A 21,540-nucleotide genomic window follows, 5' to 3' on the forward strand; every position below is an offset into this window, starting at 1 on the left:
CTCAGAGCAGGGTTTCGCCCCACGCCTCCAGCTCATCGAGCAGGGGCAGGGGCGCGCCGGGTAGCAGGCGCAGGGTGGCCAGTTCGGTGCTGTAGTCAGCCAGGGTCAGTGTGGTCAGCGGGCCCTGGCGGGTGAGTCGATCCACGCGGAAGGCTTCCCAGCGGTCGTGTTCGTCGACGGTCAGCGTATCCGGCCAGTTGCGGGCGCGGTAGCGGAACAGCAGCTCGGCATAACGCGGATCGCGAAAGGTGAAACGGCCGCTGCCCAGTTGCCCGGGCGGCGTGGCGCGCACTTCAGAAAGCAGGCGGCGATCGGCATCGGGCAGGAAGCCGCCATACAGCGCGAGCTCCGGATCGCCAGCCGGCGGCATGTCCGCGGCGGCACCGTAGACCCGGCGCAACTTCTCCGCCAGGCCCGGGGCCTCACGCAGCATCGCCAGGTGCCGGTCGACGAGGGCCATGTCCAGGCCCAGCCGGGCATGGTCCACGCCCTTCAGCACGGAAAGCGGTGCCAGCGCCGGCGCGTGGTTCGCACGGATGGTCCGCAGCGCGATCCGTTCCACGCCTTCGGGAAGATCGGCCCGCGAGGTGAATACGCGGTCGGCGATATCGCCGGGCTCCAGGCTGAGCAGGTCGGTCGGGTCCACGCTGAGGTCGTAGACGATGACTTCGCCGGCCCGCGACGGGTGAACGGATAGCGGCACGACCACGGTCAGGCATTGCCGGCTGGCCGGGTAGCGCGACGAGACGTGCACGACCGGTGTCATCGCCGCCACGTCGAGCATCTCGAACACCCGCTGCTTGCGGCGCAGGCCGAAGTACCATTCCCACAGCTTGGGCTGGTGGGTGCGGATGAGCCGGGCCAGGCCGATCAGCGCTTCCACATCGGAGAGTGCATCGTGGGCGCGATCCTGCTTCAGCTGGTTGGCGGCGGCCAGGTGCTCGAGCTTGAAGCTCGGCGTGCCGTCTTCACGCGTAGGCCAGGTGATCCCATCGGGCCGCAGCGCCTGGCACAGGCGGACCAGATCGATCAGGTCCCAGCGTGAATTGCCGTTCTCGTATTCACGGGCGTACGGCTCGTAGAAATTGCGATAGAGCAGGTGGCGGGTGAACTCATCGTCGAAGCGCAGCGAGTTGTAGCCGACGCCGCAGGTGCCCGGCATGGCCAGCTGTTCATGCACCACGGCGGCAAAATCCGCCTCGGAGAGGCCTTCACGCTCGGCCCGCTGCGGGGCGATACCCGTGATCAGGCACGCGGCCGGCTGCGGCGGCATATCGCGCGGCGGCTTGCAGTACACCATGACCGGCTCGCCGACGATCTCAAGGTGGGCATCGGTGCGGATGCCGGCGAACTGGCTGGGACGGTCCCGCCGCGGGTCGGCGCCAAAGGTCTCGTAGTCGTGCCAGAAGAAGGTCGGTTCGGCCATCCGGGCATGATCGCATGCGGGGGGAGGGCGAGGTAGACTGACCAACACTCAAAGGAGCCCTCATGACACCAGCGCACGAAGACAACCTCATCTGGATCGACCTTGAGATGACCGGGCTGGATACGGACAACGATTCCATCCTGGAGATCGCCACGGTCGTGACGGACAAGGATCTCAAGGTGCTGGCCGAGGGACCGGTGTTCGCCATCAGCCACAGCGATGCCCGCCTGCAGCAGATGGATGCCTGGAACCGCAACCAGCATGGCCGCTCGGGCTTGTGGCAGCGCGCCGTGGAATCCGACGTCTCGCCGGAGGAAGCGGAGAAGGCCACCATCGCCTTCCTGCAGAAGTGGGTGCCCGCGGGCAAGTCGCCGATGTGCGGCAACTCGATCTGCCAGGATCGTCGCTTCCTGCATCGCGAGATGCCGGCGCTGGAGCGCTACTTCCACTACCGCAACCTCGACGTCTCCACGCTGAAGGAGCTGTCGCGCCGCTGGTCGCCGGAGATCGCGAAGGGCTTCTCGAAGGATTCGGCGCATACCGCGCTGTCCGATATCCGCGATTCCATCGAAGAACTCGCCTACTACCGCCGCTTCATGGGCCAGATCGCCGGCACACAGCAGGGCTGAACCATGGTCGCCAACCTCTTCGCCACGACGCTTGACTGCAATGGCCGCGCGCTGGTGCTGGATCGCCCGCGCGTCGCGGGCATCATCAACGTGACGCCGGATTCGTTCTCCGATGGCGGCCAGCACACCACGCTGGAAGCCGCCTACGCGCATGCCATGCGGCTCGCGGAAGAGGGCGCCGACCTGCTCGACATCGGCGGCGAATCCACCCGCCCGGGTGCCGACGATGTATCGGCCGAGGAAGAAATTCGCCGGGTCGTCCCGCTGATCGAACGCCTGGCCGCGGCGACGACACTGCCGATCTCGATCGATACGTCGAAGCCCGAGGTCATGCGCGCCGCCGTGGGCGCAGGTGCGGGCCTGATCAACGACGTGTTCGCCCTGCGCCGCGAAGGCGCGCTGGACGCCGCGGCGGAACTGCGCGTGCCAGTCTGCCTCATGCATATGCAGGGCGAGCCGCGTGGCATGCAGGATGATCCAAGCTACGACGACGTGGTCGGCGAAGTGCACCGGTTCCTCACCGACCGGTTGTTCGCCTGCGAACTGTCCGGTATTGATCGCAAACGTGTCCTCGTGGACCCGGGCTTCGGATTCGGCAAGAACCTGGAACATAACCTTGCCTTGCTGCGCGCCACCGCGCGTTTCGCCGAGCTCGGCGCCGGGGTGTTCATCGGCCTGTCGCGCAAGAGCATGATCGGCCAGCTTACGGGCCGCACCGACCCGGCCGCCCGCGCCGCCGGCTCCGTGGCCGCCGCCCTTATCGCCGCCCAGCGCGGCGCGGTGATCGTCCGCGCCCACGACGTGGCTCCCACGGTCGATGCCCTGAAGGTCTGGGACGCCGTCAAAGCCGGCGACACCGCCCCCCGCATCGACAAGCCCGCCATGCCCCGCTGGCCCGACGACGAATAAAGCCCCGGGGCCCTTGTAGGAGCGCGCAAGCGCGCCCCTACACCTCAGCCATCTGGCCTGTCCGGGCGCAGGGGTTCCGGGGCACCCCGGGAGGGGTATGATCCCCGTCCCAGGAAGGAGTTAGCGCCATGAGCGAACGTAAATACTTCGGAACCGACGGCATCCGTGGCCAGGTCGGCTCCTACCCGATCAGTGCCGATTTCATCCTGCGCCTGGGCCGCGCCGCGGGTGCCGTGCTGGCGCGCCGCCGCGCCGTCGACAACCGTCCCAGCGGCACCGGTCCGGATCGCCGCGACCATTCGCGCAAGGTCATGGTGGTGATCGGCAAGGACACCCGGGTCTCCGGCTACATGTTCGAATCCGCCCTTGAAGCCGGCCTGGTCGCCTCAGGCGCCGACGTGCGCCTGCTCGGCCCCATGCCGACCCCGGGCGTGGCCTACCTCACCCGATCCCTGCGTGCCGATGCCGGCATCGTCATCAGTGCCTCGCATAACCCGCACCAGGACAACGGCATCAAGTTCTTTTCCGGCCAGGGCGAAAAGCTCGACGACGCGCTGGAGGCGGAGATCGAAGCCGAACTCGAGGCGGAATTCGCCACCGTGGCCTCCGAGGCGCTGGGCAAGGCCAAGCGCGTCGACGACGCGGTGACCCGCTACGCCGAGTTCTGCAAATCCACCGTGTCCGACGAGTTCTCGCTCAACGGCATGCGCATCGTGCTGGATTGCGCCCACGGCGCCACCTACCAGGTCGCGCCCAAGGTCTTCAGCGACCTCGGCGCCGAGGTCACCACGATCGGTGCCGAGCCCGATGGCCTGAACATCAACCGCGGCGTCGGCTCCACCTCGCCCGAGGCGCTGGCGCGCACCGTGGTCGAGAAGGGCGCCGACCTCGGCATCGCTTTCGACGGCGATGGCGATCGCGTGCGCATCATCGACAAGGACGGCACGGTCACCGATGGTGACGACATGCTCTATGTCATCGCCCGCCACTGGAAGCAGAAGGCGACGCTGCCCGGCCCGGTGGTCGGTACCCTCATGAGCAACTACGGACTACAGCGTGCGCTCAAGCAGCTGGAGATTCCGTTCATCCGCGCCAACGTTGGCGACCGCTACGTGCTGCAGCAGCTGAAGGAGCACGGCGGCATCCTCGGCGGCGAGACCTCCGGCCACGTCCTGTGCCTGGACCGCTTCACCACCGGCGACGGCATCGTCGCCGCCCTGGCCTTGCTTGAAACCCTTGCCGACACTGGCGAAACGTTCGCCGAGGCCCGCGCGGGGCTGGTCAAGTTGCCGCAGACCATGCTCAACGTCCGCGTCGAGGGCGCCAAGGCGGCGCTCGGCACGGACACGGTGAAACAGGCCCTGGCCGAGGTGGAAGCCGCGCTGGAAGGCCGTGGCCGCGTCGTACTGCGCGCCTCCGGCACCGAACCCCTGGTCCGGGTCACGATCGAGGCCGCCGATGCGGATGAAGTGAACCGGCTAGCGGGACAGCTCGCGGAAGCCGTAAAATCAGCAGCCCAGGCCACCGCCTGAGCCCAAATCACGCCTCCGGCCGGCGCGGTCACCCCGCGCCGGCTTTTTCATGCCCGAATGCAGGTCACCCCGATGAAGAAGGTCCCCACCCTCGATATCCGCCGCTATGAGACCGATCGCGACGCGTTCGTCGCCGAACTCGGCGCCGCGTACCGCGAATTCGGCTTCTGCTGCATCAGCGGCCACGGTATCCCCAAGGAAGCCATCGATGGCGCCTACGAGGCGTTCAAGGCGTTCTTTGCGCTGCCGGACGAGGTGAAGCGCAAGTACCACATCCCCGGTGGCGGCGGTGCCCGTGGCTACACCCCGTTCAAGGTGGAAACGGCGAAGGATTCGAAGTTCGCCGACCTGAAGGAGTTCTGGCACGTCGGTCGCGAGATCCCACGCGATTCGAAGTTCGCCGACGTGATGCCGCCCAACGTGTGGCCGGAAGAAGTGCCGTCGTTCAAGGAAGCCGGTTACGGCCTGTACCAGGCCCTGGATGACCTGGGTTCGCGCGTGCTGCGCGCGCTGGCCCTGCACATCGAGCTGCCGGAGAACTTCTTCGCCGACAAGGTGAACGTGGGCAACTCCATCCTGCGCCCGATCCACTACCCGCCGATCACCCAGACCGATGTGCCGAACGTCCGCGCCGGCGCGCACGAAGACATCAACTTCATCACCTTGCTGGTCGGCGCCAGCATGGCTGGCCTGGAAGTATTCAGTGACGGCGAATGGCTGCCGATCACCAGCGAAGGTGACGCGATCGTCGTGAACATCGGCGATATGCTCCAGCGCCTGACCAACCACGTCTATCCCTCGACCACGCACCGCGTGACCAACCCGCAGGGCGATGCCGCGCGCAAGGCGCGTTATTCGGTGCCGTTCTTCCTGCACCCGAACCCCGACGTGGTGCTGGATGTGCTGCCGTCGTGCATCACCCCGGAGAACCCGAAGCGTTACCCGGAGCCGATCACGGCGCACGAGTACCTTCAGGAACGTCTGCGCGAAATCAAGTTGATCTGACACCCTCTTAGCGGGTTTTTCACCGGGAGGGCCGCACAGTCGGCTCTCCCGGCAGCCGTTCCTCCTCCCCAGAGATCCCCGCCATGACCTCCCGCCCGCGCTCGCAGGCCAAGCGCTTGTCACCCCAGAAAAAGGGCGCCACCCGTTCGGCCGCCCAGCGCGCCCGCCGCGCCCGCACCGTCAAGGCCCGCGGCCGCGCCTAAGCGGTTGCGGTTGCGCCTCCGGCGCACTTCCGTCGGTCCGCGCGACGTTTTCGCACGCGGGCGATCGCTTGCAAGCAAGCTCCTACACAAACCCTGCGCAGATCTCATGTAGGAGCGCGCTTGCGCGCGATTCACGGCGCGACAAGGTCGGAGGGCGCGGCCTTCTCACCCTTGTGCAGAAACGGGTGGGCGAAGACGGCGGCCAGGATCACCGTGACACCCAGGTAAAACGCCCACCCCAGCTCACGCTGCTCGCCGAGCAACGGAATGGCCAGCACGATCGCATACACCGGCTCCAGGTTAGTCACCATCTGCGTCGCGAACGCCGAAAGGTGACGCAGCGCCGACAATGCCAGCGCGAACGGCAACAGCGTGCAGCCAAAGGCCAGTACCACCATCAGTACCGCATCGTGGCCGTTGGGCAACACGAACGCAGGCCCCGGGATGAACGGCGCCGCCAGCGTGAGAAACACCGTCCCGGCGCCCAACTCCACGCAGGTCACCGTCAACGAATCCGCGTGCTCGATGTAGCGCTTGTTCAACGCACCGAAGAACGCGACGAACAGCGCGGATAGCACGCCAATCGCGAGACCCAGGTGCATGTCATCAGGCACGCCACCAGCGACCAGTGCCACGCCCGGGACCACGGCGGCACCGAGCAACAGCTCGCGCGCCTCGAACGGCCGCTTCGCGATCCACGGCTCGACCACCGAAAGGAAGGCAGGGCACATGGCGATACAGGTAGCCGCCACCGAGGCATTGGCCAGTTTGATCGCGCCGTAAAAGGTGAGCCAGTGCAACGCCACCACCACGCCTATGCCGGCATAGGTCATCAGCAAGCGCGGCGGCATCGCCCGGAGGCCGCGCCAGACGCGCGGCACGCAGAGCAGGGCGGCGGAGACCAGTAACATGCGCCACCACACCAGCGGCAGCGCCGCCAGGGTGATCAGCTTGCCGAGGATAGCCGTGAAGCCCCAGAGCAAGACGCAGAAGTGGATCTGGAAGAGGGCTTTGCGGGTCGGCGACATCCGCGCACTTTACCCGACCCGCCCGTGTAGGAGCGCGCTTGCGCGCGATGGGGCTTGTCGTAAGCACTCATCGTGCGCAAGCGCGCTCCTACAGGGGGTTGAGGAAGTTGAGGACGGCGGCGTTGAAGGTGCCGGGGCGTTGTAGGGGCGCGAAGTGGGTGACGTCGGGCAGGAGTTGAAATGTGGCGTTGGGCAGGGTGCGGGCCAGGTACTCGGCGTGGTCCCGGCGGATGAACTCGTCGCCTTCGCCAAGGACCACGTGCGTCGGTGCGCGGATCGTGGCGAGCTGAGTGGCGGTGTAGTCCGGCTGCGTGGACTGCATGGCTTGCACCGCCTCGAACACGTCATCGAAGCGTTCGGGATGGGGCGAGAGCCGGGCATACGTACTGCGGTGGTTTTCGAGGATTCGCCCGATCACGGGTGTGAACTCGAATGGCTTCACTCCACCCGGGTCAACGTTGCAGGCGAAGAAGAACAACCGTGACACGCGTTCCGGCGCCAGGTCGGCCAGGACCAGGCCGGTATCCGCGCCGTCGCTCCAGCCCACGATCGGCGCGCTGGCTACACCTAAGCGGTCCATGATGGCCTCGACATCGCGCGCCATGCCGTCGTAGCGGAAGGGCTCGCCATTCCAGCCGCTGCGCCCCTGGCCGCGGCTGTCGATGACGATGGCCTGGTAGCCGTGGGCGACCAAGGCCGGGATCAGGTAGGCCCAGTTTTCGCTGCTGCCCATGCCGCCGTGGAGGAGTATCACCGGTGCGCCCTTGCCGAACACGCCGTACCAGATCGTGTTGCCACCCCGTGCAAGCATGCCGTGCCGCAGCGGCACCGGCAGGGCGGGAACGCCTTCGGCTTGCAGAGTGGTGAGGTCGTCGTCGGTGAAGGGCATGCCCGGCACTGTAGCGCGTACACCGCCCCGTGTAGGAGCGGGGGGGGGGGCTTGGGGGGGGGCGCTCTTGAGGTCGTCAAGGAGGGGTTGGCAGGTGACGGCGTTGGCCTTGCCGCTCTCAGGCACCATCAGTGGGGCGAGGGCGGCGATCGGGGCGGCGAAGAACAGGGCGACGGCACCGCCACCGCGCAGGATCAGCGGGCCGGCATGGACACCCGGCGAGGGGTTGGCGAACGTGCCATGCACGTACAGCGGCGAGCGCAGCGAGAAGATGCGGAAGCCCTTGGTGTGCGGGACGATATCGAGGTTGAGCTTCTCATCCTTGAAGTTGATATCACCGTTGACGTTGATCAGTGCCTTCTCGGTATCCAGGGCGAACACCCGCGACTCCATCACGCCGTTGGTCGATACCAGGTCGGCCGCCATGCAGTTGATCTTCACCACGTCATCGCCGAAGAAGCGGCCGACCACGTAGCTACCGACATTGAGGCCAGCAAGTTCAAGCAGCGAGGAACTCACCGCGCCATCGTTGATCAGGAGTTTGAGCTCACCATTCGAGCTGCCCAGCAAGGCCGCCGGCGAATTGCCCACGGCCGTGAACGACGCATCGCCATTCATCTCGCCGAAGCTGGTCTGCATCGGCGCGAAAGTGGGGAACAGTTCCTTCAGCTTGAGATGACGGGCACCCAGGTTCAGGCGTCCCTTCAGCGGCTCGGCCTTGCCATCCAGGCGAATATTGCTGCCTACGGTGCCACCGGCCACACCGAACTTCAGCGGATCCAGGGTGAGCACGGCATCCTTCATGATCAGGTGGGTTTCCACGTTGCTGATCGGCAGGCGTTCGCCGTGGACGATCTTCGCGCCGACGAAATGCACATCGGCATCCATGGCGTTCCAGCGATCGGTTTTGAACGGCTCGACCGGCAACACCTTGCCATCCGGTTGTTTCTTCACGTCGCCGCGCTCGGCCTTCTCGGCATCGGAACCTCCGCCAACCAGCGGGGCGAGATCGCTGAAGAGCAGCTGGTTCGATTTCAGGTTGCCGACGAGGCTGGGCCGGGCGCCGCCGGTGTTGAAGGTGAGCGTCCCGCCGAGATCGCTGCCACCGACCTTGCCGGTGAAGTTCTCGTAGACGAAGGTGCTGTTGTTCTTTTTCAGGTTCGCCTTGAGATGGCCTTCCGTCGCGAACGGCGGCGTATCAGGCAGGGTGATGCCGGTCAGGTCGTACAGGTGCGACATGCTGGTGCCGGAGAACCACAGGCGGATATCGAGCGCGCCCAGGTTGATCGGATCGGTGAGCGTGCCGACAAAGGCGATGTGGGTGTCGCCGAAGCGCGCATCGGCCTGCACGGGGAACGGGCGACTCGCATCGCGCAGCGCAAGCACACCGCCCGTGCGCGCCTTGGCTGCCACGGTCGATTTCTTGTAAGTGCCCTTGGCGTCCCAGGCGAAGTAGTAAACCTGCTTGCGCTTGGTCTCGTCCTGCTGATCGTTTTCGTCGGCTTTGCTCTTCGCCATTTGCTTTGCGCTGGCGCCGGTGGTTTTGTTCGCCTGTGCACGTGAATCCTTCTCCTGCTGCGCCATGATCTCGTCGAACGGAACACCCTTGCCGAGCGGGCTGACATCGATGCCCATGGCGATCTGGTTTTGTGCATCGGTCAGGTCGATATGACCCTTATCGAATGCAATGGCGTTGAGCTCGAGTTGCCATTCCGAGGGCCCACTGCTTTCCGGAAGTTTGAAGGTCCAGGTGTTGCTGCCATCCTTCTGCCGCTCCAGCGCGATCGCCGGCTGCCCCAGGCGGATCTCGGGGATGACGATGCGGTGGGCGATCAGCGGGAAGGGGGCCAGGCGGAAGTCGATCGTATCGAGGTGGGCGAAACGGTTGTTCTTTGCCCAGCTCGGGTTGGTGACGACGATATCGCGCGCCGTGAAATGCGGCCACGGGATCAAGCTGACCAAGCCACCCTCGCCGGGCTCACGGGCCCAATGCGCGGAGATATCGCCCTGGATCGCGAACGGCCGGCCGATCGCCTCGGACACCTTCTCGTTGATCGTTGGCTTCAGCCGGTTCCAGTCGAAGAACGCGATGAAGAGGATCAGGGCGATGACCAGCAACACAACGATGCCGACCACCCACGCCAGGATTTTCCTGCCTCGCCGCATTGACGTTCTCCGTATTAGTGCATGCGAGCACTTGGTAACGCGATAGGCGCCAAGGTTTTGTGTTCATGGCCTGTCCCGATTAAGCAACGTATGTGCCGTGTGATGACGCCGGCTCGCGTTAGTTGCCTTATTGGCTTATAGGCATGCCTCTTTCGTGCAGCCCAGCCGTGATACCGCTGCCTAAGCTCCCTTGGAAACCCATGGACATGGGACAGGGGCGAATTCATGAGCACACGTGCAACGAACGCAGGCCGTCTTCCACGCCACCGCGGTGTCTACCTCGCACTGGCATCCCTCCTCGCCGCACCGTTCATACCCGAGGCTGCCTACGCGCAGTGCTCGCAGGTCACCAATACCATCACCTGTTCGGGTGTGAATGGTGCGCAATTCAGCAGCGCGACGAATAACGTCACGGCGAATATCCTGCCGGGTGCCACGTTAACGGTCTTTCCCCTGCTCGGCGGTTCGGGCATCAACCTCACCGGTAACGGCATCACGTTGAACAACCAGGGCACGATCGACCCGAACCTGGGTGGTGGCCTCAGCATCGTGTCGAACGGTGTCTTCGCGGGCAATGCCAGCGGGAACGCGGTCACGATCAACAACCTGGCCGGTGGCACGATCAAGGGCCTGGTCAACGTGGGTTCGATCCTGGGCATCGGTGGCCAGGCCATCCTCACCCAGAACGGCACAGGTGGCACGACCACCATCGTCAATAACGGCACCATCGACATGACGGCGCTCGGCCTGGGCCTGCTCACGGTATCCGATGCGCCGGCGGTGATCTCGTACGGCGGCGCCCGTACCAACATGACCAACACCGGCACGATCACCGGGCGGATTGCTTTCGCGCCCTCACTCACGGCGAACCAGGGCAACACCTTCGTCAATGCTGGCTCGATCAGCGGCAGCGTGAACCTGGGCGATACAGCGACCGGCAACACGTTCACCGCGGTGTCCGGGTCCAGCGTGACCAACAATGGGACCTCGCTGGTCACGCCGATCCTTACGGTCAGTATCAACCTGAGCGGTGCCGGTATCGTCGATGGCGGCTCGGGCACGGGTAACAACAACTTCCTGGTCTTGCAGAATGATGCTACCGGGCCAGGATCCGGTACGGGTGGCGCGGTCACCTCGATCGACGCCGCGCAATACATCCACTTCCAGCACCTGACGGTCAACAGCGGTACGTGGAACCTGCTCGGTGCAGTGGCGGGCGCCGACACCACGATCAACGATGGCCTGGTCAACTTCAACAACGCGGGTGCCTTTGGCCCCGGCACGCTCACCGCGAATGGCGGCGCGATCGCCGCGTCGCAAACCGGTCTTGTGCTCGCGAATAACGTGTTGCTGAATTCGGGGCGCCTGACCCTGGGCGGTACCAACGCCTTCAGCCTCAATGGCGTCATCAGCGGCACCGGTGGTCTTACCGTGTCCGACACGGGCGTCATCCGCCTGGGTGGCAGCAACCTGTTCAGCGGTGGCGTCAATCTCAACGCCGGTGGCCTGGTACTCGGAAGCGCCGGCGCGCTGGGTTCCGGCACGCTCACCGTGGGCGGCACCGCCTCGCTGGATACGGTGGCGAACTTCAACGTCGCCAACAACATCGCGGTGAACGCGGGCGCCACGCTCAACCTGCTCGGCAGCCAGGCGCTGGCGCTGAATGGCACGCTCTCCGGGGCGGGCAACCTCACCAAGAGTGGGGTGGGTACATTGACGCTCGGTGGCGCGAACCTGATGACCGGCGCCTTCAACATCACGGGCGGTGCCGTGGCGCTGGGTGCGGGCGGCTCGCTGTCGCCGAGCGCAGCCGTGTCCTTGAGCGCCGGCACCACCCTGGATATTTCGGCCGCGGCCAACCAGACGATCGGTTCGCTGGCCGGCGCGGGTGGTTCCGTGACCCTTGGCGCCAGGACGCTCACGCTGGGCGGTCTCAACACCAACACCAGCTACGCGGGCACCCTCGTCGGCACGGGCGGCCTGGTGAAAGTAGGCACCGGGGTGTTGACGCTGTCGGGTGACAACTCAAACATGACCGGTGGCGTCGCCCTCAACGGCGGCGGATTGCTGGTGAGCAGTGGCAATGCGCTTGGCCCGGGTGCGCTTTCCGTGGGCGGTACGGTGACGCTGGATGGCACCGCGGCCCTCGCGCTGAACAACGCCGTGAACCTCGGCGCGGGTGGTTCACTGAACCTGCTTGGCGGCCAGCCGCTTGTCTTCAACGGGGTCGTCAGTGGGGCCGGCAACCTGGTGAAAAGCGGTGCCTCGCTGCTCACGCTCAATGGCGCAAATACGTTCAGTGGCGGCACGACCACCCTGGGTGGCGGCCTTCTGCTCGGCAACAGCGCGGCGCTAGGCACGGGCGCGCTTAATGTCAACGCGAACACCACCATCGATGCATCGGTGTCGGGCCTGTCGCTTGGCAACAGCATCAACCTCGCCGGCGGTGCCGCGCTCAACGTGCTGGGTGGTCAGCCGCTCACCTTCGGTGGCGTAATCGCAGGCACCGGCGGCATCCAGAAGAGCGGTGCGTCGACACTGACGCTGGGCGGTGCAAACAGCTTCACCGGCGGGCTCACCGTCAATGCGGGTACCGTCGCGCTGGGCGCGGGTGGCAGCCTCGCCGCAAGCGGGTTGGTCGACCTTACGACCGCCGGTGCTGGTTTCGATATCGCCGCGGCCGGTAACCAGGTCATCGGCGGATGGGCGGGTGTCGCCGGTACAACGGTCGCGCTCGGTGCCAATACGCTTACGTTCGGTAGCGATGGCCTTTCGCGCGCCATGCTCGGCACGATCAGTGGCACGGGTGGCCTGGTCAAGGTCGGCGCAGGCGTGCAGACGCTCGGCGGTGCGAACACCTTCGCGGGTGGCGTGGCGCTCAACGCGGGTGGCCTGCTGCTCGGTAATGCCGGTGCGCTCGGTACCGGCACGCTCAGCGTCGGTGGTGCCAGCACACTGGATACCTCGGCGGCGTTCACCCTCACCAACAACGTGAACCTCGGCGCGGCACTGACCTTGCCGGGCTCGTTCAACACGACCTTGAATGGCGTGATCAGCGGCACGGGCAGCCTCGTCAAGAACGGCGCGACGACACTCGCGCTAGGCGGCGCGAACACCTTCAGCGGCGGGGTGAACCTCAACGCTGGCACGCTGCAGCTCGGTAACGATGGTGCGCTTGGCACGGGTGCGCTGGCCGTGGGTGGCAACGCGACGCTGGCTTCCACGGGTGCGCTCAATCTTGCGAATAACGTGAGCCTCGGTACGGGTACGTTGCTTACCTTGCCAGGCGCCCAGAACCTCACCCTCGGTGGCGTTGTCTCCGGAGCCGGCGCGCTCACCAAGAGCGGTGCGTCGCTATTGACGCTCAACGGCGCGAATACATTTAGCGGCGGGTTGACCGTCGGCGGTGGTGGCTTGCTGCTAGGAAATAGCAACGCGTTAGGTAGCGGCGCCTTGACGGTCAGCGGCGCCAGTACGCTGGATAGCAGTGCAGCGATTGCGCTCGCCAATAGCGTGAACCTCGGCGCGGGGCTGAACGTGCTCGGCAGCCAGGACATCGCGATCGGCGGCATCGTCTCGGGCACCGGCAACCTCACCAAGAACGGCGCATCTGTCCTGACCCTGGGCGGTGCGAACACCTTCAGTGGCGGCGTCAACCTCAACGCCGGCGGCCTGGTGCTCGGCAACGGCGGGGCACTTGGCACGGGCTCGCTCAACGTCGGAGGCCAAGCCTCGCTCGACACGAGCGCGGTCGTGGTGGTCGGTAATGAGGTGAACCTGGGCGCGGGTGCGAGCCTGGAGGTGGTCGGCAGCAACGCGCTTACCCTGGGCGGCACGCTCGCGGGTACCGGCAGCCTGGTGAAGGAGGGTGCCGCCACGCTGACCCTTGCCGGCGCGAACACCTACACCGGCGGCACCACGATCAACGCGGGCACGCTCGCCCTCGGCGCGGGCGGCAGCCTCGCTGCGTCGGGTAGCGTGAACCTCGCCGCGGCGGGTAGCGCTTTCGACATCAGCGCGAGCGGGGCGAACCAGACGATCGGCGCATTGGCTGGCGTCGCCGGCAGCACGCTCGCCCTCGGCGGCCATACGCTGACCTTCGGCGATAGTTCCAACCAGGTCCTGGATAGCACGCTCACCGGCAACGGTGGCCTGGTGAAAGTGGGCGCGGGCGTGCAGACACTGGGCGGCGCGAGCACCTTCAGCGGTGGTGTGGCGCTCAATGCCGGCGGCCTCGTGGTCGGCAACGATGCCGCCCTGGGCACGGGCACGCTCACGGTGGGCGGTGCTGCCACGCTGGATGCGACTGGACCGGTCGCGTTGGCCAACGACATCGCGTTGAATGCCGGTCTCACGATCCTCGGCGCGAACGCGCTCACCTTGAACGGGGCGCTTTCGGGCACCGGCGGCCTGACCAAGGAAGGCGCCGCCACGCTAACGCTCAACGGCCACAACACCTACACCGGTGGCACCAACATCAACGCCGGCACGCTCGCGCTGGGCGCAGGGGCGAGCCTGGCGGCGAGCGGCACCGTGAACCTCCTCGCCGGCGCCACGCTGGATCTCTCCGCCGGCAACGGCACGCAGCAGGTCGGTACGCTCGCCGGCGGCGGTAATGTGAACCTCGGTGCCAATTCGATCACCATCGGTGATGCGACGAATGGCGTGTTTTCCGGTGCCATCGGTGGAACCGGTGGCCTCATCAAGGAAGGCGTGGGCACCGAAACGCTTACGGGTGCTAACACGTACACCGGCGGCACGGTGATCAACGCCGGCACCCTCGCGATCGGCGCGGGTGGCAGCCTCGCCGCCGCAGGGGCGGTCACGCTGGCCGCCGCAGGCACGGGCTTCGACATCAGCGCAGCGGGTAACCAGACGATCGGTCTGCTCAATGGCGTCGCGGGCAGCACCGTGACCCTGGGTGGCAATGCGCTGACCCTGGGTGGCGTAGGCAATGGTGTCTACGATGGCCTGATCGCCGGTACCGGTGGCCTGGTGAAGAACGGCGCGGGTATCCAGGAACTCGGTGGCGCCAACACGTTCAGCGGTGGCGTCGCGCTGAACGCCGGCGGCCTGGTCCTGGGTAACGACAGCGCGCTCGGCACAGGGGCGCTAAGCGTCGGTGGCAACGCGTCGCTCGACACGAGCACGGTGTTGAATCTCAGCAACGACGTGAACCTGGCGGCAGGTACCACGCTGGATCTGCCTGGCAGCAACGCGGTGACCTTCGGCGGCGCGTTCGCCGGCGATGGCGGCCTGCTGAAGGATGGCAGCGCGACGGTGACGCTCACGGGGGCGAATACGTATACCGGTGGCACCACGATCAACGCAGGTACGCTGGCGCTTGGTGCGGGTGGCAGCCTGGCCTCGACCGGCGCGGTGAATCTCGCGGGCACCGGCACGTTCGATATCTCCGCCAGCGGCGCGGGTCAGACGATCGGCTCGCTGGCGGGTGTCGCCGGTAGCCACGTGACGCTCGGTGGGAATTCACTGACTCTCGGTGGTGCGACCGATAGCGTGTACGACGGTGTCATCGCCGGCAGCGGCGGTGTCGTGAAGAATGGTGCCGGCGTGCAGACGCTCAATGGGGCCAACACGTTTACCGGTGGCGTCACGTTGAATGCGGGCGGCCTGGTCGTCGGTAACAACGCGGCGCTCGGTACGGGCTCGCTGACGGTAGGCGGCGCGTCGACGCTCGATGCGAGCAGCGCGGTGACACTCTCCAACGACGTCGTACTTAATGCGGGCCTCGATGTGCTGGGCACCCATGACATGGTCCTTAACGGGACGATCAGCGGTACGGGTAGCCTGAGCAAGGATGGGGCGGCGACGCTGACATTGAATGGCAATAACACGTATACCGGTGGTACCTATATCAACGCGGGCACCCTCGCGCTCGGCGCAGGCGCGAGCCTTGCAACCAGCGGCATCGTGAATCTCGCCGCGGGCGCCACGTTCGATCTCTCCGCCGGTAACGGTACGCAGCAGTTCGGCACGCTGGTCGGCAATGGCACCGTGAACATCGGGAGTAACGCGCTGGTCGTCGGTGGTGCTACCGATGGCACGTTCGGCGGATCGATCGCCGGGACCGGTAGCCTGACCAAGGTGGGGGCGGCGATTGAAACGCTGACCGGTACGAACACCTACACGGGCGGCACGTTCATCGATGCCGGCACGCTGGCGATCGGCGCCGGCGGCAGCCTGTCGCCCACGGGGGCGGTCACCCTGACTGCCGCCGGCACCACCTTCGATATCAGCGGAGCCAACAACAACCAGAACATCGGCCAGCTCGCGGGGGTCGCCGGTAGCGCCGTCACGCTCGGCGGCAACTCGCTGGTGTTGGGCGGCGTCGGTAACGCGACCTATAACGGGGTGATTTCCGGGACCGGCGGCCTGGTGAAGAACGGTGCGGGTACGCAGGTGCTGGGTGGTGCGAACACCTTCAGCGGTGGTGTCACCCTTAACGATGGCAGCCTGGTGGCAGGCGACAACGCTGCGCTAGGCACGGGGACGATGACGGTAGGGGGTACCTCGACGCTCGATGCGAACACCGCGGTGACGCTGGCGAATGATGTGGCGCTCAATGCGGGCCTCACCGTCGCCGGCAGCAACGACATGACGCTGGGCGGGGTGATCGCTGGCGCGGGTAGCCTCACGAAGAACGGTGCGGCGACACTGACGCTTGACGGTGCCAATACGTACACCGGTGGCACGACGATCAACGCGGGTACGCTGGCCATCGGCGCCGGTGGCAGCCTGTCGCCGGATGGTGCGGTCAACCTCGCTGGCACGGGCACGTTCGATATCAGCGCGGGCGGTAACCCGTCGATCGCGTCACTCAGCGGCGTGGCAGGCAGCACCGTGGCGCTGGGCGGAAGCACGTTGACCCTCGGTGGCGCTACCGATGCCACGGTGGACAGCACGATCACGGGTACCGGCGGTCTGGTGAAGAACGGCGCGGCCAACCTCACGCTGGGCGGTGCCAACCTGTTCAGTGGCGGCGTCACGCTGAACGCCGGTGGCCTGGTGCTTGGCAATGATCAGGCGTTGGGCACGGGCGCGCTCACCGTCGGTGGCGCAGCATCCCTCGCCGGCACGATGCCATTGACCCTCGCGAATGACATCGCGCTGAATGCCGATCTGAGCATGGCCGGCAACCAGGCGCTGACGCTCGACGGGACCCTCAGCGGCACCGGTCAACTGATCAAGATCAACCTCGCCGCGCTCACCCTCAACGGCAACAATACCTACTCGGGCGGTACCACGGTCGAAGGGGGTTCGCTCACTGTCGGCAGCGATGGCGCGCTGGGCACGGGTGGCCTTGCGATCGATGGTGCCACCTTGCAGGCCGGCACCACGGTGACCTTGCCGAACAACGTCAGTGTCGGTGGCAACGGCGTCACGGTGAATGGGGCCCAGGACCTCACCCTCAACGGTGCGCTTTCCGGCACGGGCGGGATCGACAAGGAGGGTAGCGGCACGCTGACCCTGGGTGGATCGCTCGGTGACTACACCGGCGGCCTCACGGTGAATGCCGGCACGCTCAACGCCACCGACAACTACACCGGCGCGGTGACGGTCGGTGCCGGTGCCACGGCCGGCTTGAACGGCACCGCGAATGACGTGACTGTTGCGGGCGCGATCGCCGGAACGCTGAACCTCGGCGGCGGCGGGCTCAACGTGAGTTACGGGAACCTGCCGACGATCACCGGTACGGTGAATGGCACGGCAGACACGACGCTGCATGTCACCGGCGGTGGCGAAGGCACGCTGGCGAATGGTGTGTTCAACAACATCGGCAACCTCACCACGACCGCGGGCACCATCGTGGTCGGCGTGGGCACGAACGTCACTTTCACGGGTGGCAGCACGATCGGCGGCAACGTGGTGGTGGATGGCACCCTGGGCGGCCCGGTCACGGTCGGCACGGGCGGTGGCGTGGTCGGTGGCGGCACCATCACCGGTCCGGTCACGGTCGACAACGGCACGGTCGCACCCGGCGGCATTCCCGGCGCCACGGGCGCCGCCGCCGGTTCGGGTACGCCCGGCACGGTGCTCACCACGGGCGGCCTGAGCCAGGGCGCGGGTTCGCAGACGGTGATCCGGATCACCCCATCGGGGACGAGCGACGGCATCGTTTCCAACGGCCCCACCACCGTGGGCGGTGCGCTTGTCACCGTGCCGGCGGGTAGTGGCACCTACGGGGCATCGACGCAGTACACGGTCGTCACTTCGCCTGCGGGCATCAACGGCAGCTACGGCAGCATCGTGAAGCATGACCTGCCGTTCCTGGATGAAGGCATCACCACCGATGGCAACCACGTCTACCTGACCCTCAGCCAGGCGGGCACCGGCGGCCCGGTGAGCCCGGGTGGCGAAGGTATCGGCTTCGACCAGTTCCCCGGCCTGAGCGGTAACACGTCGAGCGTCGCGACGGCCTTGCAGCATATCGCGGCACGGGGGGGCGATCCGCTGCCCACGCTGCTCGGCAACCTGCGTGGGCTGCGTTCCGACCAGGTGTTGCGTGCCTTCGATTCGCTTACCGGCGAAACGTACGCCTCCGCGGCACAAGCCGAACTCACCGGGCAGAGCCAGTACCAGGACTCGCTGTTCTATCGCCTTAAGCTGGATCGCGACACGGGGGAGAAGGGCGCGGCGGTCTGGGCCGAGCCGTATACGTCATCAAGCGACCTGTCGCGTAGTGCGAACGTCTCGCGTGCGGACTACCGCATCCACGGCATCATCGTCGGTACCGATGCCGATCTGTCGCCGGACTTCCGCGCCGGTGTGCATGCGAACCTGGCCAACGCGCGCACCGAGGTACACAGCCGCGGCGACTACACCGATGTCGACCAGGCGGCGCTCGGCCTGCATGCGTTGTACTTCAACGACAAGCAGTTCTGGGTGGAAGGCCTGGCCTCCTACGGCTGGCATGATGCCGATAGCCGGCGGCGCATCGCGGTCGGCGGATACACGCCGGAAGCGCGGGGCGATTACGACGGCAAGGCCACCAACGGTGCGATCGAGGGTGGCTTCCGTTTCAACCTGGGCCAGGCGATGCATCTGGAACCGTTCGTCGGCGCGTACTACAGCAAGGTGAAGTACGACAGCTTCACGGAGAAGGGTGCGGGCGATGCCGACCTGAGGGTGGGCAAGGCCTCGGCCACCAGCATGCAGTACGGCGCGGGCCTGCGCTTGTCGGGGGATGTCGACCTGGGCGTTGCTGGCACGAAGCTGCACCCGATCGCGATGGTGCGTTACCTGCACAACACGAAGGACGACCAGATCTCGATCAACAACAGCTTCGCGGGTGCGCCGACGGATAGCTTTGCGGTGGAGGGCTCACGGCCGATGAAGAACCACTGGCAGGGCGCCTTGGGTGCGAGCTTCGATTTCACCCCGGCCGCCAGCGCGTTCGTGTACTACAGCACGGATCGCGCGACGCATACGCGTAGCGATGCGGTGAACCTGGGGGTGCGCTGGAATTTCTAAGGAGGCGGCGGCGCCGCGGCGTGCCTGGGTCGCGTGCAAGCACGCTCCTACAAACGCTGCTTTGGGGTTTGGTTTTCGTGGTCGTGGGTCGCGCGCAAGCGCGCTCCCACAAGGGCCTGCGCAGGTCTTGTGTAGGAGCGTGCTTGCACGCGATGCACGCGATGCGCGCGTAGCGCGCTCACGACGCCTGCCAGTAACCCGTAGCCTTCACCCAATCCTTGTCGATGCCACGCGTTTCAACCAGCAACGAACGCAGTTCACGGGCGCGCTTCGACTCGGTGGCGACCCACCAGAACGTATCGCCGCGGGGAATCGGCAGCGTGGCCAGCGCCTCATCCAGTGAGGGCGATGCACCGCGGATGAACCATTGCGTCTCCCGCGCCAACACCTGCTTCTCGTCAGCCGACGCCACCTCCGCGAGGATCGTCACCGCCGTATCCTTCGGCATCTCTTCCAGCCAGCGCCCGATCGCGGGCAGGGCGGTCTCGTCACCGACCAGTACGTAGTGGTCGTAATCACCCGGCACGATCATCGAACCGCGCGGGCCACCGACGCCGAGCGTGTCGCCGACCTTTGCCTTCTCCGCCCAGGTGGAGGCGGGGCCTTCACCATGGATCACGAAATCGAGATCGAGCTCAAGCACCTTGGGGCGGAAGGCCCGTGGCGTGTAATCGCGGGCCGGCGAAGGTTCCTTGCCTTCGGGATACTGCGGGCCGTCGGGGGTCATCACCGGCATGTTGAATTCACCGGTGGAGACGGGGAAAAACAGCTTCACGTGGTCGTCAGGCGATGCCGAAGGGAAGCCTTCCAGCTCGGGGCCGTGCACGGTGATGCGCAGCATATGCGGGGTGAGCTGTTGCACGTTCACCACGGTGAGCATGCGCATCTTCACCTCATGGCGGACGCGCTGGATCTGATGCGTTTCGCTCATCCGTGGCGCTCCGCGATCTGCCTGGCGGCGGCTTCGATGATCGCGGCCACGCGCTTCGTTTCCGCCTCATCCCACGCCTTGTGGTGGTTCATCAGCTGGTGCTTGATCACGTGCATGGCGTCACGCACGCCACCGGGCACGGTCATCCGGCGCATGTGCCGGGACATGACCTGCAGGCGCTCGGTGAGTGCATCCAGGGTGTCGCGGTTTTCGGTGAGGAAGGCGCGGCCTTCGTCGGTGATGGCGTAGAGCTTCTTGCCACCGGTTTCGGCTTCGACCCGGGCGTAGCCGAGTTCTTCGAGCATGGTGAGGGTGGGGTAGATGGCGCCGGGGCTGGGGCTGTACTGGCCGTCGAACATTTCTTCGATGGTGCGGATGAGTTCGTAGCCGTGGCGGGGTTGTTCTTCGATGAGGGCGAGGAGCAGGAGGCGCAGGTCGCCGGTGCCGAACATGCGTCCGCCGCCGCCGAACCGGCTGCCACCGCGGCCGCCGCGCATGCCGCTTTCGCGGTCGTCGAAGCCGAAGGGCCCGCCGCCGCCGAAGCGGCCACCGCGGCCCATAGCGGCGCAGTGGTCATGGAAGCGCTGGTGCATTTCTTCGCGGAAATGGCGTTTGGCGTGGTGCCAGAAGTGCATGGGGGTTCTCCGATATATCGTACGTAGTGGTCGTACGATATATCGCAAGAAACACTCTTGCAAGTGGTTTGACGATATATCTTAGGGGGCACTCGATAGGGCTCGCCTTCGGCTTCGCGGGGCTCGGCTTCGCCATCGCGCTAGCGCTCGGACATCTCTGGAAAGAGCCCTTGGCGCCCACCCTCGCTGCTCAGACAGGTCCTCGTCGTTCGAAAGGGAGTGCCCCTCCGGGGCAGGTGTACTTATTGCCCTACGGGCGCGAACCGGCAGCCGGGCGGGGCTTTTCGACGAGACGTCCCTGTCTCGTCGAAAAGGGCCGGCCATCCATGGCCGACCCCCTGCGGGCCATTTCCCGCCCGACTGCCTCGCCTGCGGAACTCGCCTCGAGGGTGGGCGCCAAGGACTCTCGGACGCGGTGGGGGTTCGTGGCGGGAGAGCCGAGATCGCTTCGATGGTTGGTCACGGCTTCATCGCGCTGTAGGTGATCGCGCGCAAGCGCGCTCCTACAGGACTATCGCGGCCTCGTTGGCACCTACCTTGTGGGAGCGCGCTTGCGCGCGATGCCCCACGCCCTGCGCAGCTCTGTTGTAGGAGCGCGCTTGCGCGCGACATCTTTCGCGAAAGCGCCGCAGGGTCATCTCGATCGAGGCGAAAGCGGTCGGCCATAGGGTGGCCTCCTACGAGGACCTGTCTGA

At 66.2% G+C, this 21,540-nt stretch carries 10 protein-coding genes; 5 read left to right on the forward strand and 5 right to left on the reverse strand.

Features of this window, described 5'->3' with window-relative positions; all coding sequences use genetic code 11:
* Position 1: 1 nt before the first annotated feature.
* Positions 2 to 1,426 carry an exodeoxyribonuclease I gene (gene sbcB / locus VGN46_RS09565; RefSeq protein WP_331643101.1) on the reverse strand — a complete coding sequence of 475 codons (1,425 nt, stop codon included), beginning with the start codon at positions 1,424 to 1,426 and terminating at the stop codon, positions 2 to 4.
* Between the two features lie 62 nt (positions 1,427 to 1,488).
* On the opposite strand from sbcB, the gene orn reads away from it, so the two are divergent.
* The 4 genes from orn to VGN46_RS09585 all read left to right on the forward strand — a co-directional run bounded on the left by orn (position 1,489) and on the right by VGN46_RS09585 (position 5,501).
* The gene (orn, locus tag VGN46_RS09570; RefSeq protein WP_331643103.1) at positions 1,489 to 2,055 is read left to right on the forward strand and encodes an oligoribonuclease; all 567 of its coding nucleotides are present in this window, start codon (positions 1,489 to 1,491) and stop codon (positions 2,053 to 2,055) included.
* A 3-nt stretch (positions 2,056 to 2,058) separates the two neighbouring features.
* Positions 2,059 to 2,964 carry a dihydropteroate synthase gene (gene folP / locus VGN46_RS09575; protein ID WP_331643105.1) on the forward strand — a complete coding sequence of 302 codons (906 nt, stop codon included), beginning with the start codon at positions 2,059 to 2,061 and terminating at the stop codon, positions 2,962 to 2,964.
* A 128-nt stretch (positions 2,965 to 3,092) separates the two neighbouring features.
* The gene (gene glmM / locus VGN46_RS09580; RefSeq protein WP_331643107.1) at positions 3,093 to 4,496 is read left to right on the forward strand and encodes a phosphoglucosamine mutase; all 1,404 of its coding nucleotides are present in this window, start codon (positions 3,093 to 3,095) and stop codon (positions 4,494 to 4,496) included.
* Positions 4,497 to 4,568: 72 nt separating this feature from the next.
* Positions 4,569 to 5,501 carry an isopenicillin N synthase family dioxygenase gene (locus VGN46_RS09585; RefSeq protein ID WP_331643109.1) on the forward strand — a complete coding sequence of 311 codons (933 nt, stop codon included), beginning with the start codon at positions 4,569 to 4,571 and terminating at the stop codon, positions 5,499 to 5,501.
* Between the two features lie 334 nt (positions 5,502 to 5,835).
* Here VGN46_RS09585 and VGN46_RS09590 read toward each other — a convergent pair whose 3' ends face one another.
* Both VGN46_RS09590 and VGN46_RS09595 read right to left on the reverse strand, forming a co-directional pair.
* Entirely contained in the window at positions 5,836 to 6,732 is an 897-nt protein-coding gene (locus VGN46_RS09590; protein ID WP_331643111.1) for a DMT family transporter, read from the reverse strand.
* 88 nt (positions 6,733 to 6,820) lie between these two features.
* A complete protein-coding gene (locus tag VGN46_RS09595; protein WP_331643113.1) occupies positions 6,821 to 9,787 on the reverse strand; it encodes an alpha/beta fold hydrolase in 2,967 nt (988 codons plus the stop codon).
* A 225-nt stretch (positions 9,788 to 10,012) separates the two neighbouring features.
* Between VGN46_RS09595 and VGN46_RS09600 the strand changes: the two genes are divergently transcribed.
* Positions 10,013 to 19,279, forward strand: coding sequence for an autotransporter-associated beta strand repeat-containing protein (locus VGN46_RS09600; protein ID WP_331643115.1), 9,267 nt, complete (start codon positions 10,013 to 10,015; stop codon positions 19,277 to 19,279).
* Positions 19,280 to 19,457: 178 nt separating this feature from the next.
* On the opposite strand, the gene VGN46_RS09605 is transcribed toward VGN46_RS09600, so the two are convergent.
* The gene (locus tag VGN46_RS09605; RefSeq protein WP_331643117.1) at positions 19,458 to 20,210 is read right to left on the reverse strand and encodes a siderophore-interacting protein; all 753 of its coding nucleotides are present in this window, start codon (positions 20,208 to 20,210) and stop codon (positions 19,458 to 19,460) included.
* Positions 20,207 to 20,845 carry a PadR family transcriptional regulator gene (locus VGN46_RS09610; protein WP_331643119.1) on the reverse strand — a complete coding sequence of 213 codons (639 nt, stop codon included), beginning with the start codon at positions 20,843 to 20,845 and terminating at the stop codon, positions 20,207 to 20,209. The genes VGN46_RS09605 and VGN46_RS09610 overlap by 4 nt, the downstream gene beginning before the upstream one ends.
* Positions 20,846 to 21,540: the final 695 nt, after the last annotated feature.

Source organism: Luteibacter sp., assembly GCF_036500425.1.
Lineage (GTDB): Bacteria > Pseudomonadota > Gammaproteobacteria > Xanthomonadales > Rhodanobacteraceae > Luteibacter.